This is a genomic window from Mycoplasma zalophidermidis (genome assembly GCF_018913985.1).
GTDB lineage: Bacteria > Bacillota_I > Bacilli_A > Mycoplasmatales > Metamycoplasmataceae > Mycoplasmopsis > Mycoplasmopsis zalophidermidis.
Window position 1 is genome coordinate 1 of the sequence record NZ_JAHMHK010000005.1, and the last position, 19,344, is coordinate 19,344.

Sequence of the window (19,344 nt, forward strand, 5' to 3'; positions counted from 1 at the left end):
TCTTGCTATTTTCTTATCATTTTTTGTATTAATTAAATCATATGAAATATTATCAAGAACGTAATCGTCTGGATTAATATTTTTACCTTTGTAGATAAAAATAATATCATCGCTTGTAATTGAACCGGCTTTTTTATTTTCGGAACCAGATTTTAATTTTGCCTGAATTTTATTGTCGATTAATGCAATGATAGTTGCAGCGACTGTAGTGGAAGCTGCAAGTGTTGTAATTGTTTTTAAAATTTTTTTCATTTTTACTCCTTGTTAGTTTAGATGAATACAATGTTTTCTTAAAATTTGTTAGTATAAACACCTAAGAATAATCGCATTATAAAAAAAAAAAAAAAAACGTTTTCGCTCTTATTCGATAAACGTTAAAAAATATGAAAATGTTTTTATAAATTTGACATTATTTGCTTTATCTATTTTAAAAAAGTAAAAATCATATAAATCGTTATTTGCAAATACTGCCAACGTGCAATACAAGTTAATTTTTTAAAACATTCAGTAAAATATTCTGTTGTTTTATGATTATTTTATATTTACTCTAATTAATAATATGCTTCTTTGGGTAATTACATTAATATTTTTAGTCCTAATTATCTATAAATCTTTAATATAATCTGATAGTTAGTTTATTTGATTATTTATATATTATGTTATAATTTAAAATATTAATTTAATTAAAATTAAATACAAAAGGATTTGATAATATGCATAAAAAAACAAAAAAACAAAAAGTATTAAGTGCAACTATTGCAGCCATTACTCCGTTAACCACTTTATTGACATTATATTCTATAGTTGATCAAACCAATTTTAATAATGTTCAACCAATAATAGAATTTCAATTAGATAAACCGTTTTCTCAATTATCATCAAAAGATATTAATGATCTAAAAAACTATAAAATTACCTCCAAAAATAATTCTCAAATTAATTTTCTGGGGGTTTCAAAGAATAACGACAGCAATAGTTTAGTGATTAAATATCAAATTACTGTTGGAACAAAAAAATCTAGAGTATTTACCAAAATACTACCAATTTTAAACAATTCGACTCAAAAAAATATTGACACCACAGCTTCAAAAGCTGCTTTTGAAGAGTTAAAAAAACAAATCAGCGATTACATTTCTACTTTGGATAAGAATAAAGATAAAGCAACAATAGATGATCTTAATAGTTTAGTTAGTGAATCACAAAAAAACGTAGATAAACCTAATGCTAATAACGCCGAAATTATTTTAGAGACGAATAAATTAAAAACAGAATTTGATAAAGAAAAATACAAGAAGAAAATAAAGCTAGAACTTGAAAAAATCTCAAATATTGAAACACAAAATGATCATGCAAGAAGTTTTAAAGAGCAAACGATTTCTAAATTAACACAATTAATTAACTATGATAGAGCAGGTGTAATTGATTTAGCAATTGGGTTTGCCCAAGCTAAAGATTCTCAAACACAGATCGATATCTTAAATTCAATGACTACAAAATATGACACCACAGCTTCAAAAGCTGCTTTTGAAGAGTTAAAAAAACAAATCAGCGATTACATTTCTACTTTAGACCAAACTAAAGATAAAACAACAATAGATGATCTTAATAGTTTAGTTAGTGAATCACAAAAAAACGTAGATAAACCTAATGCTAATAACGCCGAAATCACTCTTCAAACTTATGAGTTAAATCAAAAATTCATTAATGCTAAATCTAGAAAGAATTTAAAAGATGAAATCAATAAATTAGCGAATGTTCAGACCAAAAACGACCAGGCAAAATTATTAAAAGAACAAACGTTAAAGAAATTGAATGAAATTATTAATAATAAAGATGCAACAAATGTTGAATTGGCCATTAACTTAGCTAAAGCTAAAGATTCGCAAGACAAAATTGATAGTTTAAACACAACTATTGAAAAAAACGACACTACAGCTTCTAAGGCTGCTTTTGAAGAGTTAAAAAAACAAATCAACAATTACATTTCTACTTTAGACCAAACTAAAGATAAAGCAACAATAGATGATCTTAATAGTTTAGTTAGTGAATCACAAAAAAACGTAGATAAACCTAATGCTAATAACGCCGAAATCACTCTTCAAACTTATGAGTTAAATCAAAAATTCATTAATGCTAAATCTAGAGTTAATCTAAAAGGTGATATTGATAAATTAGCGAATGTTCAGACCAAAAACAACCAGGCAAAAGATTTTAAAGAAAAAACAATTGAAAAATTAAATCAAATTGTTAATAACGATCAGTCAACTAATATTGATTTAATTCTTGGTTCGGCTCAAGCAAAAGATTCGCAATCTCAAATTAATAGTTTAAATTCATTAGAACCTATGGGTGACACCACAGCTTCAAAAGCAGCTTTTGAAGCTGTCAAAAATCAAATTAAAAATTATTTATCTTCTCTCGACCAAACTAGAGATAAGGATTTAATAACAGCACTTAATAATCTAGTTGACCAGAGTCAAAAAAACGTTGACAAAACAGATGCTCAAAGTCGTGAAATAATACTTTTGGCAAACAAATTGAACACCGAATTAGAGTTGACAAAATCTAAAAAACAAATCCGTGATTTACAAGAGCAATTAGACAGTGCGATAAAACCCCCTACTGTTTATATACCCGGAGATAAAAGTATTGAATCTATACTAAAGGATTACCAAGCTAAAATTAAAGAATTTAAAGATTCTTTTGAACTAAAAACAAAAGAGCTTTCAGATAAATTTCAAACAGAAATAATTAATGATGCTGATAATAAAGATGATTTCCCAAAATCATACAAAGAAATTCACAACTTGAATAATCCAACCAAATCATTCAATGATGAATTTATAAAGTTATTAAGCACTGAGGGGAAATGAGTAGAAAATCAACTAACATTAAGTGATGATCAAAGAGAGCATAATTCAATAATAGTTGATAAAATAAATAAATTACACCAGTTAAACTATTTATGACTAGTGCGGACAAACTTTGAAGAAAAAATTGAAACTTCTAGAGAAACTATTAGACATTTTATTAAGACATTAAGCACTTCAAAATACTCTACAATTGTTTCTGAACTAACAAACATTTTGAAATTAAAACCTTCTAATAATGCTTCTAATGATTATATTTTTAGTGAACAAAGTTCTGTTTCAGATTTGAATAAAATTAATCAAAATTTAAGGACATTACTATCCTCAATTCCAGGGAAAATCGCAAAGAATGATTTTAAAGAAGAAATTAAAGCGGACAAAAAAACAATTATTCCTGCAATATTGAATTTCTATCGCGAGAGTGATAATATTGATGAAGCCAAAAATCCATGAATAGTAAAAGTTAAAAATAAACAAACTTCATTACTTGAAACAAAAGCTCAAGAACTTCAAGATAGTTTACAAGGAATCAACGATGCAGATTATATAAACATACATAACAAAATAAATGAATATACTTTACTTAAAAATGATTATTTAGATGCTTATAAAAAATTAACAAAAGTGATAACTACTAAATTTGTCAATAACGAATTAAACAAACGACTTGGAAAAGGCAATGATATTGAAAGTTTAATGAAAGTATTATTTGAACAAGAAAAATATGATAAATCTAACGCCTTGTTTATCAATTCAGCTCAAAGTGGGGTAAAAAACTTTTTATCTACTCAAAAAAATATTATTAACGAGATAATCAAAGGTATGGATTTATTACCAATTTCCACAGGAGTTAATGTTTTAGCAATTGGTGAGCAAGCTCGTAGCGCGTATGAAAGCATTGTTCGTTCAGAACTAACAAAATTAGAAACTCCTTTTACTGGGATATCAAATAAGATTAATGAATTTTTAACTAAAATTAAAGATAATAAATTGAAATATCAAAAATCATTCTATAGTGATGCAGATTGAAACTTAGAGTTGTTTAACAAATTCCTGCTAGCAGTTGATAAAGATAGTGGCGAAAATGTTGTTAAGGTTAAATCTATATACGATGAGTATGCTAAATGCATAAAAAATATTGAATCAAGTAATTTATCAGTTGGCGAAAAAATTACCGAGTTAACAAAATTGCTATCTCATGAAAACAATTACTTTAGAGGAATAACCCAGGCAATGAAAAGTTATTATGACAACAGAATGAAAAGCGAACAGATTAAAGATTTATTGACAAAGAAATTAATTGATAGTCAAATAATTTATGCTTTTGGTGTTGAAGATGATGGTAGCTATTCATCTAAACACAGCCTTGGAGGTTATGCGCAATTTAGTTATGAATCAAGTTTAGCAAGTAAAACAAACACACATAAATGAAGCGACGATAGCAAATATTTAGATGATTTGGGTTTATTATCACTTCAGGGTTCTTCTGAAGGTTTAGGATTAAGCGCAACGAAATATATGAAAGATATTTCACGTTTAATCAATAATAACACTTCAGAAAAAGTTGGAACTAACATCAAGTCCTTTGCATATGCCTTATTCTTATTAGTAGATGATCCGAATGGCTCTAAATATATTCAAAATGATAAGAATTTAATCTTAGAAAGTAACATTTGAGATTGATACGGAAGTAATAATGATTATTGGGTATATTCACTATTTGGAGATGATGCTACTTATTGGTACCATGTTGGTGTTTACGAAATCTTGACTTATTTATTATTAGGTTTAATCGATGCTTACGAAGTTAAATACACTCAAATCAATAAGGTAAAACCAGATGGAGAATACGATTCGAAAGTTGTATTAGATTCAAATAAATCAAATATATTTAAATATGCTAAATTTATTCTTGATGTATATGGTGTTAATTCATTCAAAAGCTGAGTTAAAGTTAATGGTGAAAATAGTTTTAAAAACTTCAAAGAACAAACTCAAGAATTTGATCATAAAACTTTTGATAGAAATGAACCATACAATAGCGTATTACAGGTTTCAATTGGCACCGATTTAAGTGGTAAAAATATTAATGGTGTTGATTATGTAAATAATGGACAAACTAGTGTTGTTTCAACAGGTCAACAAGTCGATGCAAAAGCTTGAATATCACAAAATGTTAAACCTAATTTATTTAAGACTTATGAATTACTTTATAAAGAATTTATTAAATTATCAAGCGTGAATGGAAGCGAATATATAAAACCTCTTATAAATAAGAAATTTATGTCACTGATAGATTCTTCAGTTGAAAACAAAAAGAAAATCAAACGAGATGTAATTAAAGACTACTCAGTCTTAGACACAAACAACTTAAAAGACTTTGCTTTATTGAAAGGTAAATATACTAAGTAAACAAAACCTCACGCATTGTGAGGTTTTGTTTTGTAAATCTGAAGTAATAAATATATTATTCTATCACTGCAGATTAAGATAGTCATAATCAATTAATTATGTGTAATTTTGGTAAAATTTTAAAGTTTAAAATCAGCTATTTTAATATAATATTAACGAACAAAATAAAATTGTTTTAACAGAGGAATAAAATGAAAAAAATAGTTACTTTATTAACGACGAGTGCTGCGACAGTAACTGCTGCCGGTACCGTGGTAGCAATTTTGGAATCTGAGCCTATCGTCAGATTTCAATGAAGTCAAAATGCATTAAATAAAAAACCGAGTTTACTTTCGAAACAAGACTTAAAAGTGTTGTTAAATCAAAATCGCTTTGGAAGTAAAGAAATTAACAATTTTCAAATTATCGATTATAACGATACAAAAGGTACTGTGACTGTTAAATTTAACTGAGATGGTACTAATGTAAACAGAAACAAAATCATTGTTTTCGATAATTTTAAGACAGCAAAAGATGATATATATACATCCAATTTGAGTGAAAAAGAATATAAATCTAAAAGTATATTAGATGTATATGATTCATTGATAAAAAACGAACCAAAATTACTTGTAAATACAAATAATGGCGACTCATATAGCGTAAAATACAATAATATATCGTTCGACAATGATAATAATTTAGTATTTGATGCGGTACTCACTAATAAAAATCCTGATTTTATCAGTGATTCATACAATCGTAAATTTAAAATTTCATTAAATGATATGAACCCCAACCCTGAATTGATTGCTAAAATTCATTCAGATGTTATGAACAGAATTAAAAAATTTATTGAACAACTGAAAAAATCCAATAATGTTAATAATTATCAAGAAATTATCAACTCTTTAGAATTATCGCTGAAAAACAACTCAACTTTTTCTGGTTTAATGATGCTAAAGAAAAAAATAAATCAATTAAATAAAGCTCTTGAAAATGCAAAAGTTAATAAAGAAGATAAAGATCAATTGATTAGCGCTTCACTTGAAAAATTAATTGAATCAATTAAAAAAGGTGAAGAAATTAAAAAAATTATGATTGCTGACCCAATAATATATAAAGATCAGATGGCTAAATTAGATGAGGCGCTAATCAATTCACGCAAAGTCAGAGATGCATCGCCAGTAATGGCGTTAAATCACATTGATGCTCAAACAGAAAATCAAATTATTAGAAATAATATTGACAATAAAACGGCGAAAAATTATCTAGAATTTAAACAAGGTATTCTCGATAAAATTAAAGGCGTTAAAGACGAATTATATGATTTTAATAAATCTATTGTTGGCGACAAACAACATCATGAAATTAAAGATAAACTTGTTGAATTGGATAAACTTGCTCAAGAATCTATTAATAAAGGTATATTGCCTCAAAAACAACAAGAATTATTGGATACATATAAAAAAATGACCAGAAGTTTACTGGATTTAAGAGGTCAAAACGCACAAATTGATAAACAAACAGACGAAATCAATAGAGTAAAACTTCAACAACTAATCAATAAAATTAATGATTCACTTGTCAGCGAAAAATACAACGATTTTAGAGATAAAGTTATGAAAAAATCGCTAAATGAATTGAACGAGTTTATCAAAAATAGTCAAAATGATGTTAATCTTAAACAATCACTAAAATATGTTGATGATATCAATTCATTAAGTAGGGCTTTTGAAAAATTCAATACCAACTATGGTGTTTACGTGAAAGAATTTAATTTGTTAGATACTCAATATAATTCGTTGCACCAACAAGTTGCAGATTTCAGGGATCAATTAAAAGATCCGATTTATAGAGAAATTGTTGCTAATATCAATCAAAAATTACCACAAATAGCCCCCCCCCCCCAATATTATTAAAGATGATCGTGATGAAATGACGGATAAAAACGTTAAATTATCAGATTTATTAAAAGGAATTAAAAGAGATAAAGATGTCATTGATAACGCAATTAAAAATTACAATGACCAGGTTGCCTTACTTGATAAATTAGCAAAAGATTCTAAGTATCAAAAAGCACAACAAAGCGACGCATTGAATTTACAAAAACAAACTTCACAAGATATTATTAGAAAAGCTCAAAATGATAAATCTATTACCGCTCAAAACTATATAGATCAAACAGAAGCTTTAAAAACCAAAATTCAAGAAGCAGCTGTCAATGTTTACAAATCAATCGATGTAGATGTTGATAAATTACTAACTGAACTTAATAAAAATAGTGAATTATACAAAGATGAAATTGCTGCCTTAAATGCTGCTAAAGAAGCCAATAATCAAAACGGAACAAATAAAGCAAATGATTATGAAACTATTGCTGCTGCGCAAGAAGCTTTACTAAAATCATACAATTCTGCTTTAAAAACTTCAATGGACAAGAGTAAAAATGTCTATGAATCTGCTTATGACGAAGCGAAACAAAAAGCAAAAGTTGACAATCCTGACGTCTACGAGAGCGCTAAAAATGCATACCAAAGAGAAATTACAAAAATCAGTGATGAAGTTGCGAAAGTATCGATTGATGGCATGGACGACAAGCGTAAAGCATACGAAGAGGGTAAAATTGCTCTAGATAATGCTAAAATAGAATTCAAAACAGCCAAAAAACAAATAGATGAAGATAAAAAAGCTGAATATGAAGCTAAAGCAAGTGAAGTAAATGACTTAGTAAATAAATTATCTAATTATCCAGATGTTCTTAAAGAATTACAAAACACATTAACAAATGCTAATATTGCAGTTGGAAAAGATGTTAACGGATATGCTGATGATAAAGCTTTAGCAACAAACTTTGTTGCACAAATTGCGGCTTTAGATGATGCAATTAAATTGTCTAATTCAACAGCTAAAGAACTTGCTAAAAACAATTATGAAACAACTAAAAATGGTGCAGAATCTGAATCGAACTCTACAAATGAACAAGGATACTCAGATTTAAAATCATCCTTTGATACCAAAATCAAAGAGATAGATGCTCAATTAGCTGAAAATTTAAAAAATGTCGATAATTCTAGTGAGGAAAAGCAACGTGAATTATACGAAAGTGCCCAAAAATCAATTGCAGATGCAAGAGATAAATTCATTAATGATAAAAAAGCTGTTAAAATCGCAAAACATAACGAATATCTTGAATTAGCAAAAAAAGTTGATGAATATTTAACCAATACATTAACAGGTGAATACAAAGATATTAACAAAACACTAAGGGATATAAAAACTAAGACAGATGCAACGTCTGGTCTAAATAAAAACCCATCAATTACTCAATCTTTAGCAGATATTACTACTCTAGAAAAGGCTCTCGAAACTGCAAAATCTGAACAAAGTGTTCGTTATAATAAAATTTCAATTAAACAAGGTAAAGACACTGAATTTGACAATTTAACCAAACAATTAAATACCGATATTTACAGTTCGATTAAATCGTTTATGGATAACGCTAAATCAAAAGCCCAAGATACCTTAAATAAGGCTGTAGACAATCCTGAATCGCCAACGGAATTAATTAACAATGCGTATGATAAATATTCATTGACAATAGGTGAAATTAAGACTAAATCTGAAAAATCTAAACAGTTTAAAGATGGTTTTGACTCATTAAATAATAAATTAGTTGATTCTAAATATGCCGATTTAAAAAACGCAATTAAAGAAATGAGCGAAATTAAACCTGCTCTTACTGAATTTGATAATATTAAAGACAATAATTTAGAAAACACGAGTAAAGCTATTCAAAAAATATCTGAAATTAATACAGATATTGAAACTATCAAAACTAAATTTGATAATACCAAGACTCAATTAAAAGAATGAGAAAATAAATTTAATAAGTTGAAAACATCTCATCCTGAGCTTGCGAACGAAATTAATGATGCATTAGCAAAATTAACTGCAAGAACTAAAGAGGTTGCTCCATTTGCTGTAAATAAAAACGATTCTGCATTAAGTGAATTAAACAATTCGTCAAAACAAGATTATGATAATTTAGTTCAAAAAATTGAAATCAAGAAAAAATTACAACAGGAATATTCGGCGGAAATAGCTGAATTAACTGCTTTGTCTGGTGACGTTTTAAAAGCTAAGAATGCTCAAGAAAGTTATAACCCAGCTATTGCTGAAATTCAAAGAAAAATTGAAGTTGAAACCAAAAAGACAATTGATGATTCATGAGATGAGGAAACCATCAAAACAAAAATAGCTGAAATTAAGTCCAATATGATTAATTTATTTAAAGAATATAAACAAAATCAACTGCAACAAATCCAAAAAGATAAAGAAGAATTGAATAAAATTAGTCAACAAGTAGATGACTTACATTCAAAATTACCTAATTATTACAACCCTGTTAAAGATATTTACGATAGCAACAAATCAGCGCTTGCTAACGCTGATAACTTATCAAAAGCAATTAATGAAATTAAACCTGAATTACTAGAATTTAACAAAGTTAACTCAGAAGAGGTTGATAACATCCATAAATCTATTCAAAAAAATGTTGGTGATAAGATTAAACCTACCGAGGAAATATTATCCAAGATTAATTATGTTTTAGATTCGGTTGATTTTTTCAACAATGAACTTGAAAAAGAAAATAATGGAAAATTATTCAAACTTAATGGCATCAACAAAGAAGATATTGTAAATTTAAAAAATGTTGATTGAGAAAATATAAAAAATATTGATCAACTAACGCAAAAAATGAATGAATTAAAAAATAGATACTCAGAAATTGTTACTAAAAACATTGACGAAACTAATGCGAGAATAAATAGTTTAATTAACACTAAACAATCAAATTATTCAATTAATTGATTAGCGAACATTGGCACACCTCAAGGTCATAATATGACCGGCCTAAGAGACTTTGTAGATAGGGCTTTGAAGGAAAATTATTTAAGTAAATCATTTACTAAACTTAATAAAGTAAACGAATATCTAGATGGTATAAAACCGTTGGATAGAGAGGATATAGCAACTGTAATTGATAACAATATTAGTGATATAACTTCTAAAGTTGCTTCAGCCTCTGACTACCTTGGTAAATTATTAATTACTAGATATCAGCCAATACAATCGAATATGAATAATATAATTAAACTTATTAAATTCGACTTAGCAAATGAATGATTTGATAAGAAAGATGGATATATCAACAATGACTTAAAAAGTGTTGGTACCAAAATGAAGAATATATACGACGAAGTCGAAAATTATTCTAAGCATGCTAATTACCAAGGCGCTAATTCTACTATTGAGGTCTTGTTATTTGATGAATTTGCACCATATGTTAGTGAAGGAAATGATAAATTAGATATTTTCAGTCTAATTAATACACTAAAAACAATTGTTCAAAGAGCACAGGCTGCGTTAAACACAGTCAAAAATTAATTAAAAAACACCAAGAATATTCTTGGTGTTTTTTATATAAATTATTGAATCATTTCGTCTAGAGTTATAGCAATGGCATTAGTTGTGTTTTCGCCAATAATTAAGTCCGCTGCGTCTTTTGCTTCTTGAGTTGCATTGCCCATAGCAATGCCGATGCCAGCATGACTAAGCATTTCAACATCATTACCTGAATCTCCAAAAGCAATTACGTTTTCACTTTTAACATTAGCTAATGAGCAAACATAACTTAGGCCGGTTCATTTATTAACGTTTTTGGCATTAATATCTAAATATACCTTGTTAGTATATTTTACTTCGTATTTATTTCCTAAAACCTTTGAAAAATGAGTGTACTCGTTTAATATGTTATCTGTAGAACCACGCAAAGCGAGTTGTACGATATTGTCTTTATGATTGTGTGCGTAGGTAGAAAAAACATCGGGTTCAAGAAAGTTAAATTTTGTGATGTCCATAATATTTTGTTCTTTTAATCATGTTGGTGTTTGGCCTGGAGTTAAAAAACTAACTGATTCGTGAACTGTATCAACCCGCATTATGTAGTCGCTATTTAATGCTGTTTGGTAAAGTGAATCAAAAGCATCAATTTCTACTTTGCCTAGGATTTTAATTTCCTTTGTTTCCGGCGTATAAACCACCGCACCATTAGAAGCAATTATGTGTTTGAATAATGTTATGTTTTCTCCTAAGGCATTTAATACATTGCCTAGTGAACGACCAGTTGAGATTACATTGTAGTGCCCTGATTTTTGTACCTGTGCTAATGCTTGTGGAGTTTGTGGGTGCATTAAGTTAGCATTGGTAAATAATGTGCCGTCAAGATCGTAAGCGAAAATTTTAGTCATTTTGACCTCCTAGTTAATATAAGTAATTTTACCAAAATATTCACTTCAGTAGCGGCGATGAAAGAAATAATCTCGCTATGCGAGATTATTTCTTTTTGTTTTTATTGGCTAATGCGGAAGAATCGTAAGCATGTTCATCAATTTGCGCGTTTGGAGCAAAAGTTACTTTAGTGATTGATTTATTACCGCTGAAAGCTTTGGCAGCAACATAAGTAACTGAGTTAGCTGATAAGGTAGTAATCTTTTTAATTTTATCTCCAAAAGCATATGAATGAATTTTTGTGATTGATTCTGGCAATGTTAATGTATCGGTTGTTAAAGCAGCTTCGTCTAACTTAACACTGAATAAAGTTGAGTTAACAATCAATAGTCCTTGTTGATTGAATAATCCTTGTGGTAATGATGTTTTACCAAAAGGTGTAATATCAAATTCACAATTAGCATTTAATGTTAGAGTTTTAAGTTTGTTGATTTTAGCAAAAGCATCAGTTTCAACTTTGATAGCTTCTGGTAATATTATTGATTCAATAGTTGAATTTGAGCTAAACGCATTTGTTGAAACTGTTGTAACATGGTTAGCTTTAATTGTTTTGAAATCGCCAGTGTTTTTCTTTTCGAAAACTTTACCTGAAATTGTTTTAACATTGTCTGGTAAAACAATTTCAGTAGCATGAGGATTTGCTGTTTTGTATTTAGCCAAATCAAAACCATATAAGGTTTCGTTATAAATTAAGAAACCGTTAGCATCAAACATTTTGCTTGGCATTGATTTTAGTTTTGAACCAAAAGCTAGTGGGTGTAGTTTAGCGTTTGGTGAAATTTCAATTTTTTCTAAGTTTGGTGCTGCTAAGGCGTTTTCGCCGATTTCTTGAACATTTTTAAGTGTTAAGGTTTTGATACTTGAGTTATAAAATGCTGATTTTTCAACTTTGGTGATGTTGTCATTGTTGAATGATTCAATACCGCTACCAACAAATACAGACTGTGGCAAGGTTGTAATTGAATTAGCAAATTGAGGTAATGTTTTTAAATTCTCAGTGTCAGCAAATGATTCCTTGCTAATAGCTGTTAATACGCCTAAATTAAGAGTATTTAATTTCTGAGCATTTTTGAAAGCACCTTCACCAATTTTGGTTACTTTTGGTGCGTTAACAGTTACTAGTCCCGTCAAGTTGGCAAAAGTATTGTCATCAATTGAGGTTGTTGAGTTCACAGTAACTGCTTTAAGGTTTTTCAATGCGATGTCATTGAAATGGAATAAATTTTTGGGTAAATCAGTTATATTATTAGATTTAAATTCTTCCAATTTGTGTTTGAAAATTAGTGCTGAATTTCTAATTTTAGTGATTTTATCATCAATAATTAATACTTTTTGTTCAGAGTTTCTTAGTTGAATATAAGTATCACCATCAATATCTTCGTATAGATTACATGAAAGCGTAGCCAGAGGTGTTAAGGTAGTTAATGAGATTGCGCTTAATGATAATAGTTTTTTAAATTTCATTTTAGCTCCTTAACGCACCGACTTGTCGTAAGGTAATCCTGAAGCAGCAGGTGCGTGTGATTTTCTGGCTGTAACCATGATTACTAATAATGATAGTAAGTATGGTGTAATTTGTAATAATGATGCGTAAGGTTTTAGACTAGGAATAAAGGCTCCTGAAGCATTTGAAAGTCCATATAAGAATGAGAAGATGAAGGCAATTATACATACTAAGAAAATGTTCCATTGACCCATAATCATAATCGCTAAGGCTAGATAACCATACCCTCTAACATCACCATTGAATGAGATTCCGTAAGCTTGTGAGAAGATTGCACCCGCAACACCGGCTATAGCGCCAGAGATTGCAACACCTTGTCATTTATATTTGTAAACATTAATACCAGCAACATCGGCTGCTTGTGGATTTTCACCAATACTTCTAAATCTTAAACCTCATTTGGTTTTGTATAAAGCAAAGGCTGCAACCGCAATAATAATTACTGTAATTACAAGTTTTCAAGAAATAATTTCTAAACTTAAAGTACTGTTTTTAACCAATTCAACTGAGTATTGTAGTTCAGCAATGTTTAAAATAGGTTTTTTATTTCCGTGTCCGTGAATTTCTAGCAAGATGATTGAAATACCAAAAGCTAGTAAGTTAATTGCAAAACCTGAAATTGTGTGTTCGCTTTTTAGTTTAATTGTTGCAAATCCGTGAAGTAGAGAGAATAATGATGCGCATAATGCAGCAAAAATTGTTCCTAAGATTTGTCATCAACCACTATTTGCAATATTTGGGTGTTTAACTAGTGCTGTGGCCAGTGTATCACTGAATGCTAAATAGCTAGCGGCCCCAATAACCATCATCCCGTTAATACCAATGTTAACAATACCTACTTTTTCACAGAATAGACCGCTGATTCCGCCAAGAGTAAAGATACAAAAGAATAGAATTAGTGATGAATAAACATTAAGTGTTAAGGCCATCTTGTACCTCCTTTTTCTTTAGTGTTTCCAGTGCCATGCGTAATCTTTGATCAATAATGTCGGCAAAAATTGGAGCATATTCGGCGTAAATAGATTTTAAATCAGCAGTTCTTTGTTGACTAATAGCAAATTTACCTGTTTTACCTAATTCTTTCATTTGATTAATTAATTCATATTTTTTCAAGTTAATTTGTTCAAAATGAACCAAAGTTTGCTCATCGGTATTTTTATAGTTCATTGCGTCAGCAAGATATTTATCTTGTAATTTCACGAATTCGCGATTTAATAATGAAACTTTATTTTTATTTGAAACTTCATTAATTTCTCAATTAATTTCATCAGCTTTAATTGTAGATAAACGTTGATTTAATGCTTCATTTTCATTTTTTGTAAATTCTGCAACTAAGGCTTTATTTTCGTTACGTAGTTGTTTAAGTTCGCTATTGTAATTTGGTGATACATATTGAGCTTTAAGAGATTTGATTTGTTCTTTTAAAGCAACTTTTACTGCTGACGCTTGTAATTTAATTTCATCTTTAGAGTAATTTAGTTCTGGATTATTTAAATCTTCTAGTTTATTATAGTAGACATTTTGAGCGTCAAGGATTGCTGAATTCAATTGACTGTAATTTGCCATTTTTTCTGCATGTTTTTGATTAATTAAATCATTAAGTTTTTGAGCTTGTTGAAGTTCAAATTTGGCAATTACAATTTTTGATTCTAATTTCGCAATATCTTCAAGATATTTTTGATTAATTAAATTCAATTTAGCAATTGTTTTGTCAGCGTTTTTGGTTGATACTGTGTATCTTGCGTTGTGATTTTGAGTTTTATTTCTTGCATTTAATTTAGCAATAGCTATATTATAACGTTTCAATTTAGAATAAGCTTTATATCTAGGGTCGCTCAACAATGCGAATTTTCCCCTAAAGTACACAATTGGTTTGAATTGGGTAAACATTATTGCAGTAGCTGCTAAGTATAGAATCATTGATGTAATAACTTGAACATCGTCTGGTTTTAGGTATAGAGGAGCTTTTTGCAATTTGTAGTTTGCTGTATATAGTGCTGTATAGAATAATGATGTAAAGATGATACCAATTGGAGAGTTTAAAGCTAATAAACTAATTGCGATACATTCAAAACCTAAGTTAAGAGGTTGGGTAACTGAGTCAAATCTTGCTGATAAACCCAAAACATAGTTAAAGAATCCTGCGACTCCGGCAATCATGGCTGAGAAAGCTAAAACTAACATTGTTAATTTTTTATCATTAACCCCCATGTATTTACCATTTGATTTAGACATACCCTGCATTCTAATTTTGTAACCTAAGCTTGTAAAACTGAAGACAAAGGCAACAGCAATTACTAACACTAATAAGATTACTAGACCAGCAATCGAAAATGCTTTTTTAACTTCTTGACTGATACCAACTATACCTGGGTTAGTACCTGTGTTAACATCATTAAAGTAATATGATATTTGGTTTAAACTGAATTCTGGTCAAATAACATTTGCAGATTTTTGTTGGAAACAAACCATTGCAATACCAACAATAATTCAGTTGATCATAATAGTTGAAATAACTTCATGCACATTTAAATATGCTTTCAAAACTCCAGCTATTAGACCTGCTATAAAAGCAAAAATCATAGAAAAGACTAGAGCTAATAATAACAACCATACCGGAATAGAGGTATATGATGTGTAACCTAACTTGATAAAAATACCAAATGAAGTTGCACCTGTAATCATCATTTGACCTGGAATACCAATATTGAATAGTCCGGCCTTAAAGCTGATTGCACAAGCTAATGATGAGAAACCAAAAATCAATAAGTAGTTTAAAATAACTTCTTTGTTACTTGGTGATTTTAAACTATCAACAACATTAGTAAAGATTGCGAATGGGTTAATAATTCTGTGTTCAAGTAATGATGTTTTTAGGAAGATATAGACTAATGAAAGTACTATTCCGAAAAACAAAGCCCAAAGAGAAGAAGCAACCTTACGACCAGTTGATTTTGTTTTGTCCATTTTGACAAATGAACTCATTTTTTCACTAATCTTGCTTAATGCTTCAATCATAATGTTTTTGCGTTTTATCATTTACTGCTCCCTCCTTTCTATTTTTAAAGTCTTTATAAATTTGCTCAAATGAAGATTTAGCTTCACTCAATTCATGTTTTCTTTGTTTAATGATGGCTTTGTGATTATCTGAAGCTAATTTATAGTTATTTTTAAGTTCAACCAATGTTGATTTTTCAACATCTTTAGAGTGTTGAGCAATGTATAAACTTGATTTAATTGAAGTTTTGTCTAATAAAGCCTTTTCAATTAATTTATCATATTTTTTATTTAGATATGTAATGTAACTATCTTTAGAATCTTCGATATCATTTGGGTTGAATCATGAATCTCGTTCGTTTTCAGTACTTGAAGACATGTATTTACCAATTTCTTCACGAGATGAAGTCTTAGCATCGTTAATTGAAAGAATTTTACCTTCATTAATAACAGCAATTGTGTCTGCTAATGCCAACACTTCGTCTAATTCATATGAAATTAGCAGAATTGCTTTACCTTTTGCTTTTTCGTTCAAGATTTGAGTATGAATATTAGTAATTGCACCAATATCCATACCACGTGTAGGTTGAACAATAATAATAAAATCATGTTCAAACATCATTTCACGTCCAACGATGAATTTTTGTTGGTTACCACCTGAAAGTGAACGTGCGATACTTTTGGCACCTTGTGAACTTCTAACATCGTATTTTTCAATAATTTCATTAGTAAATTCTTTGATAGTTTTAGTTTTGAATACTCCGCCTTTTACGAATTCTTTGTCCCAAAGTCTTCTAATTACCGAGTTTTCTTGAATTGTGAAATCCAGAATTACGCCATGGTGATGTCTATCGGCTGGGATGTAGGCAACATGTTGTTTGCTTCTATCTCACGCACCACTTTTTGTAATATCTTTAAATTCATATTCGTTTGTAGTATTGTTAAATACTTTTAAGTGAACGGAACCTTTATGTGGTAGTTCAACTCCACCACAAATGTATTCCAATTCTTCTTGTCCGTTTCCAGCAACCCCTGCAATAGCAAAGATTTCACCGGCGTGAACATCAAAAGAAATGTTTTTCAAGTTTTTGTTTAATTTAGTTGTTGTTATGTTTTTTAGAGAAAACACAACTTCTTTTTTCTCACATGGTAAGTCGTTTTTAACTTCGACAACATCGCTACCAACCATTGCTATAATAATTTGATCCATGGTTGTATCTTTTAAGACAAAGTTTCCAGCAACTTTTCCCAAACGTAAAACAGTTGCGGTGTCGGCGACTTGTTCGATTTCTTTTAATTTGTGAGAAATAAAAATTATTGTTTTGCCTGCTTTTTTAAATATTTCAAATGAGTGTAATAACCCTTGAATTTCTTCATCGGTTAAAACGGCCGTTGGTTCGTCAAAAACCAAAATGTCATTTCCACGATAAAGCATTTTCATTATTTCAACTTTTTGTTGAGTTGAAACAGTCGCATCTCCAGATTTTTGGAATAAATCAAAGTGCAATTTGTATGTATTTTGAAGTGCCTTTATTTTTTTAATGGCGATGTCTCTATTCAAGACTCCGGCATTTTTTGTTCACTCCTCACCAAGGATTATGTTATCTAGGTTTGTATATACGTCAACTAATTTGAAGTGTTGGTGAACCATTCCGATACCCATTTCGTTCGCATCGTTTGGTCCAGAAAAAAGCACTTTGTTGCCGTTTATAAGGATTTCTCCGCTTGTTTGTTCATAAAGGCCAAACAAGATTGACATCAAAGTACTTTTACCAGCTCCGTTTTCACCAATTAATGCGTGAATTGTTCCTTTTTTAACTGCAAAAGAAACACTGTCATTAGCGGTAATTCCGGGGAATTTTTTAGTTACGTTAATGAATTCAACAGCATTCATTATTTATTTTCAATTATTAAAGCGGCATTAAGAGCATCCATACGTTGTTGAATGTTTTCGATTTCTTCACCATCTTTAGTAGCTTTTGAAGAATGTAATCATTCTAATATATCTTGATCTAAAGACTTGAATAGTTTTTCAGCTTCATCTAGAGCTTGTTGAGCAAGAATTTGTTTGTCACCTTCAATGTGAGTTTTTGAAACTCCGACTCAGCCTTTGTCATAACCATGGCTCATTATTGAATCTTTTTTATCAATTTCAAGCCCTTCAACATTTTTACCTAACGCAAGTGCTGAAACCGCGTCATATGTAGATTGCCCAATGTTTTTAACAATTGAAGTAAAGTATGTTTGTTGTTCACTTGAAGCAGTTAACGCTTGGTCAACATCGACACCAACAATGTATTTTCCTTTACCATTAAATTTTTCATGTTTTGTTACTTGGAATGTAGTTTGACCAGCTACAGCCATAACCATTTTAGGGTCGGTTGATAGCATGGCATCAACAGAAGCAGTGTTTGTTTGATCTTGGTCAAAACCAGAACCTAAATCAACAGTTTTTGTTGTGGTATGTATTTTGGTTGAATCTCCGTTTTGTTGTTGATTTCAGTATAAGATACCCTTCATAAATCCTTCGTTAAAGTCAGTAACTCCAGGGAAGGCACCACCACCTAAAGTAGCAAACGATCTATCTTTATATTCTTTTTCTGTAGATAAGAATTTAGCAGCGGCATATCCCGCAACGAAAGCAGCTTCTTTAGTTTTGAAATCTTGGAATATTGCGTGTCCTTCTAAGTCTTTAACATTATCTAATGATGTATAGTCTGCACCAATTAAAACAATTCCCAATTCTTTAAATTTTTTGGCGTTTTCAGGTTTTTGTAAGAAAGCTGAAACATTTTGTTGATGTAGGAACCCGGGTAGTAATCATACTTGGTACTTACTATCTAAAGCTTCTCTATATGCTTGTTCATATTTTCCTTCTTTAACTTCAAGAACAGTATATTCGTTTGAACTTACACCATTTTGTTTATCAGCAAAAGTTAATAAACCTTCTCATGCTGATTGGTTGAATGATTTATCGTTGATGTCTCCACCATCGTTAATCATCACGATGCTTTTCATTTTTTGCCCTTCGGTGATACCAAATTCCTTGTTCAAAGTAATTTTTGTAACTGGGACTGTTGGTCTTTTAGGGTGAGTAAAATTTAGGTGTTTTACAGTAACACCATCAATTACTCCACCTTTATCGTTGCTACATGCAGCAGCAACCATAGGAAGTGTACCAAGCGCCGATACAGCTCCTAGTCCTAAAAGTAATTTATTTTTCATATT

At 29.7% G+C, this 19,344-nt stretch carries 10 protein-coding genes; 3 read left to right on the forward strand and 7 right to left on the reverse strand.

Annotated features, from left to right (window positions below):
- On the reverse strand, window positions 1–252 hold a 252-nt coding region (locus tag KQ878_RS02935), incomplete at its 3' end, for a hypothetical protein (RefSeq protein ID WP_216567901.1).
- A 461-nt stretch (window positions 253–713) separates the two neighbouring features.
- Here KQ878_RS02935 and KQ878_RS02940 point away from each other — a divergent pair.
- The 3 genes from KQ878_RS02940 (at window position 714) to KQ878_RS02950 (ending at window position 10,712) form a co-directional block, all read left to right on the forward strand.
- Complete coding sequence (locus tag KQ878_RS02940; protein WP_216567902.1) at window positions 714–5,282, forward strand: hypothetical protein; 4,569 nt, start codon at window positions 714–716, stop codon at window positions 5,280–5,282.
- 191 nt (window positions 5,283–5,473) lie between these two features.
- Window positions 5,474–7,183 carry a lipoprotein 17-related variable surface protein gene (locus KQ878_RS02945; RefSeq protein WP_216567903.1) on the forward strand — a complete coding sequence of 570 codons (1,710 nt, stop codon included), beginning with the start codon at window positions 5,474–5,476 and terminating at the stop codon, window positions 7,181–7,183.
- Between the two features lie 16 nt (window positions 7,184–7,199).
- Window positions 7,200–10,712, forward strand: coding sequence for a rhoptry family protein (locus KQ878_RS02950; RefSeq protein ID WP_216567904.1), 3,513 nt, complete (start codon window positions 7,200–7,202; stop codon window positions 10,710–10,712).
- Between the two features lie 41 nt (window positions 10,713–10,753).
- On the opposite strand, the gene KQ878_RS02955 is transcribed toward KQ878_RS02950, so the two are convergent.
- The 6 genes from KQ878_RS02955 to KQ878_RS02980 all read right to left on the reverse strand — a co-directional run bounded on the left by KQ878_RS02955 (window position 10,754) and on the right by KQ878_RS02980 (window position 19,341).
- Entirely contained in the window at window positions 10,754–11,575 is an 822-nt protein-coding gene (locus KQ878_RS02955) for a Cof-type HAD-IIB family hydrolase (RefSeq protein WP_216567905.1), read from the reverse strand.
- Window positions 11,576–11,660: 85 nt separating this feature from the next.
- The gene (locus KQ878_RS02960; RefSeq protein ID WP_216505696.1) at window positions 11,661–13,079 is read right to left on the reverse strand and encodes a leucine-rich repeat domain-containing protein; all 1,419 of its coding nucleotides are present in this window, start codon (window positions 13,077–13,079) and stop codon (window positions 11,661–11,663) included.
- Between the two features lie 9 nt (window positions 13,080–13,088).
- Entirely contained in the window at window positions 13,089–14,048 is a 960-nt protein-coding gene (locus tag KQ878_RS02965) for an ABC transporter permease (protein WP_216505695.1), read from the reverse strand.
- Window positions 14,032–16,158: an ABC transporter permease subunit gene (locus tag KQ878_RS02970; RefSeq protein WP_216567906.1), complete on the reverse strand. Its 2,127-nt coding sequence runs from the start codon at window positions 16,156–16,158 to the stop codon at window positions 14,032–14,034. Before KQ878_RS02970 ends, KQ878_RS02965 begins: the two co-directional genes overlap by 17 nt.
- A complete protein-coding gene (locus tag KQ878_RS02975; protein ID WP_216567907.1) occupies window positions 16,112–18,010 on the reverse strand; it encodes an ABC transporter ATP-binding protein in 1,899 nt (632 codons plus the stop codon). The genes KQ878_RS02970 and KQ878_RS02975 overlap by 47 nt, the downstream gene beginning before the upstream one ends.
- Window positions 18,010–19,341: a BMP family ABC transporter substrate-binding protein gene (locus KQ878_RS02980; protein ID WP_216505692.1), complete on the reverse strand. Its 1,332-nt coding sequence runs from the start codon at window positions 19,339–19,341 to the stop codon at window positions 18,010–18,012. Before KQ878_RS02980 ends, KQ878_RS02975 begins: the two co-directional genes overlap by 1 nt.
- Window positions 19,342–19,344 lie beyond the last annotated feature (3 nt).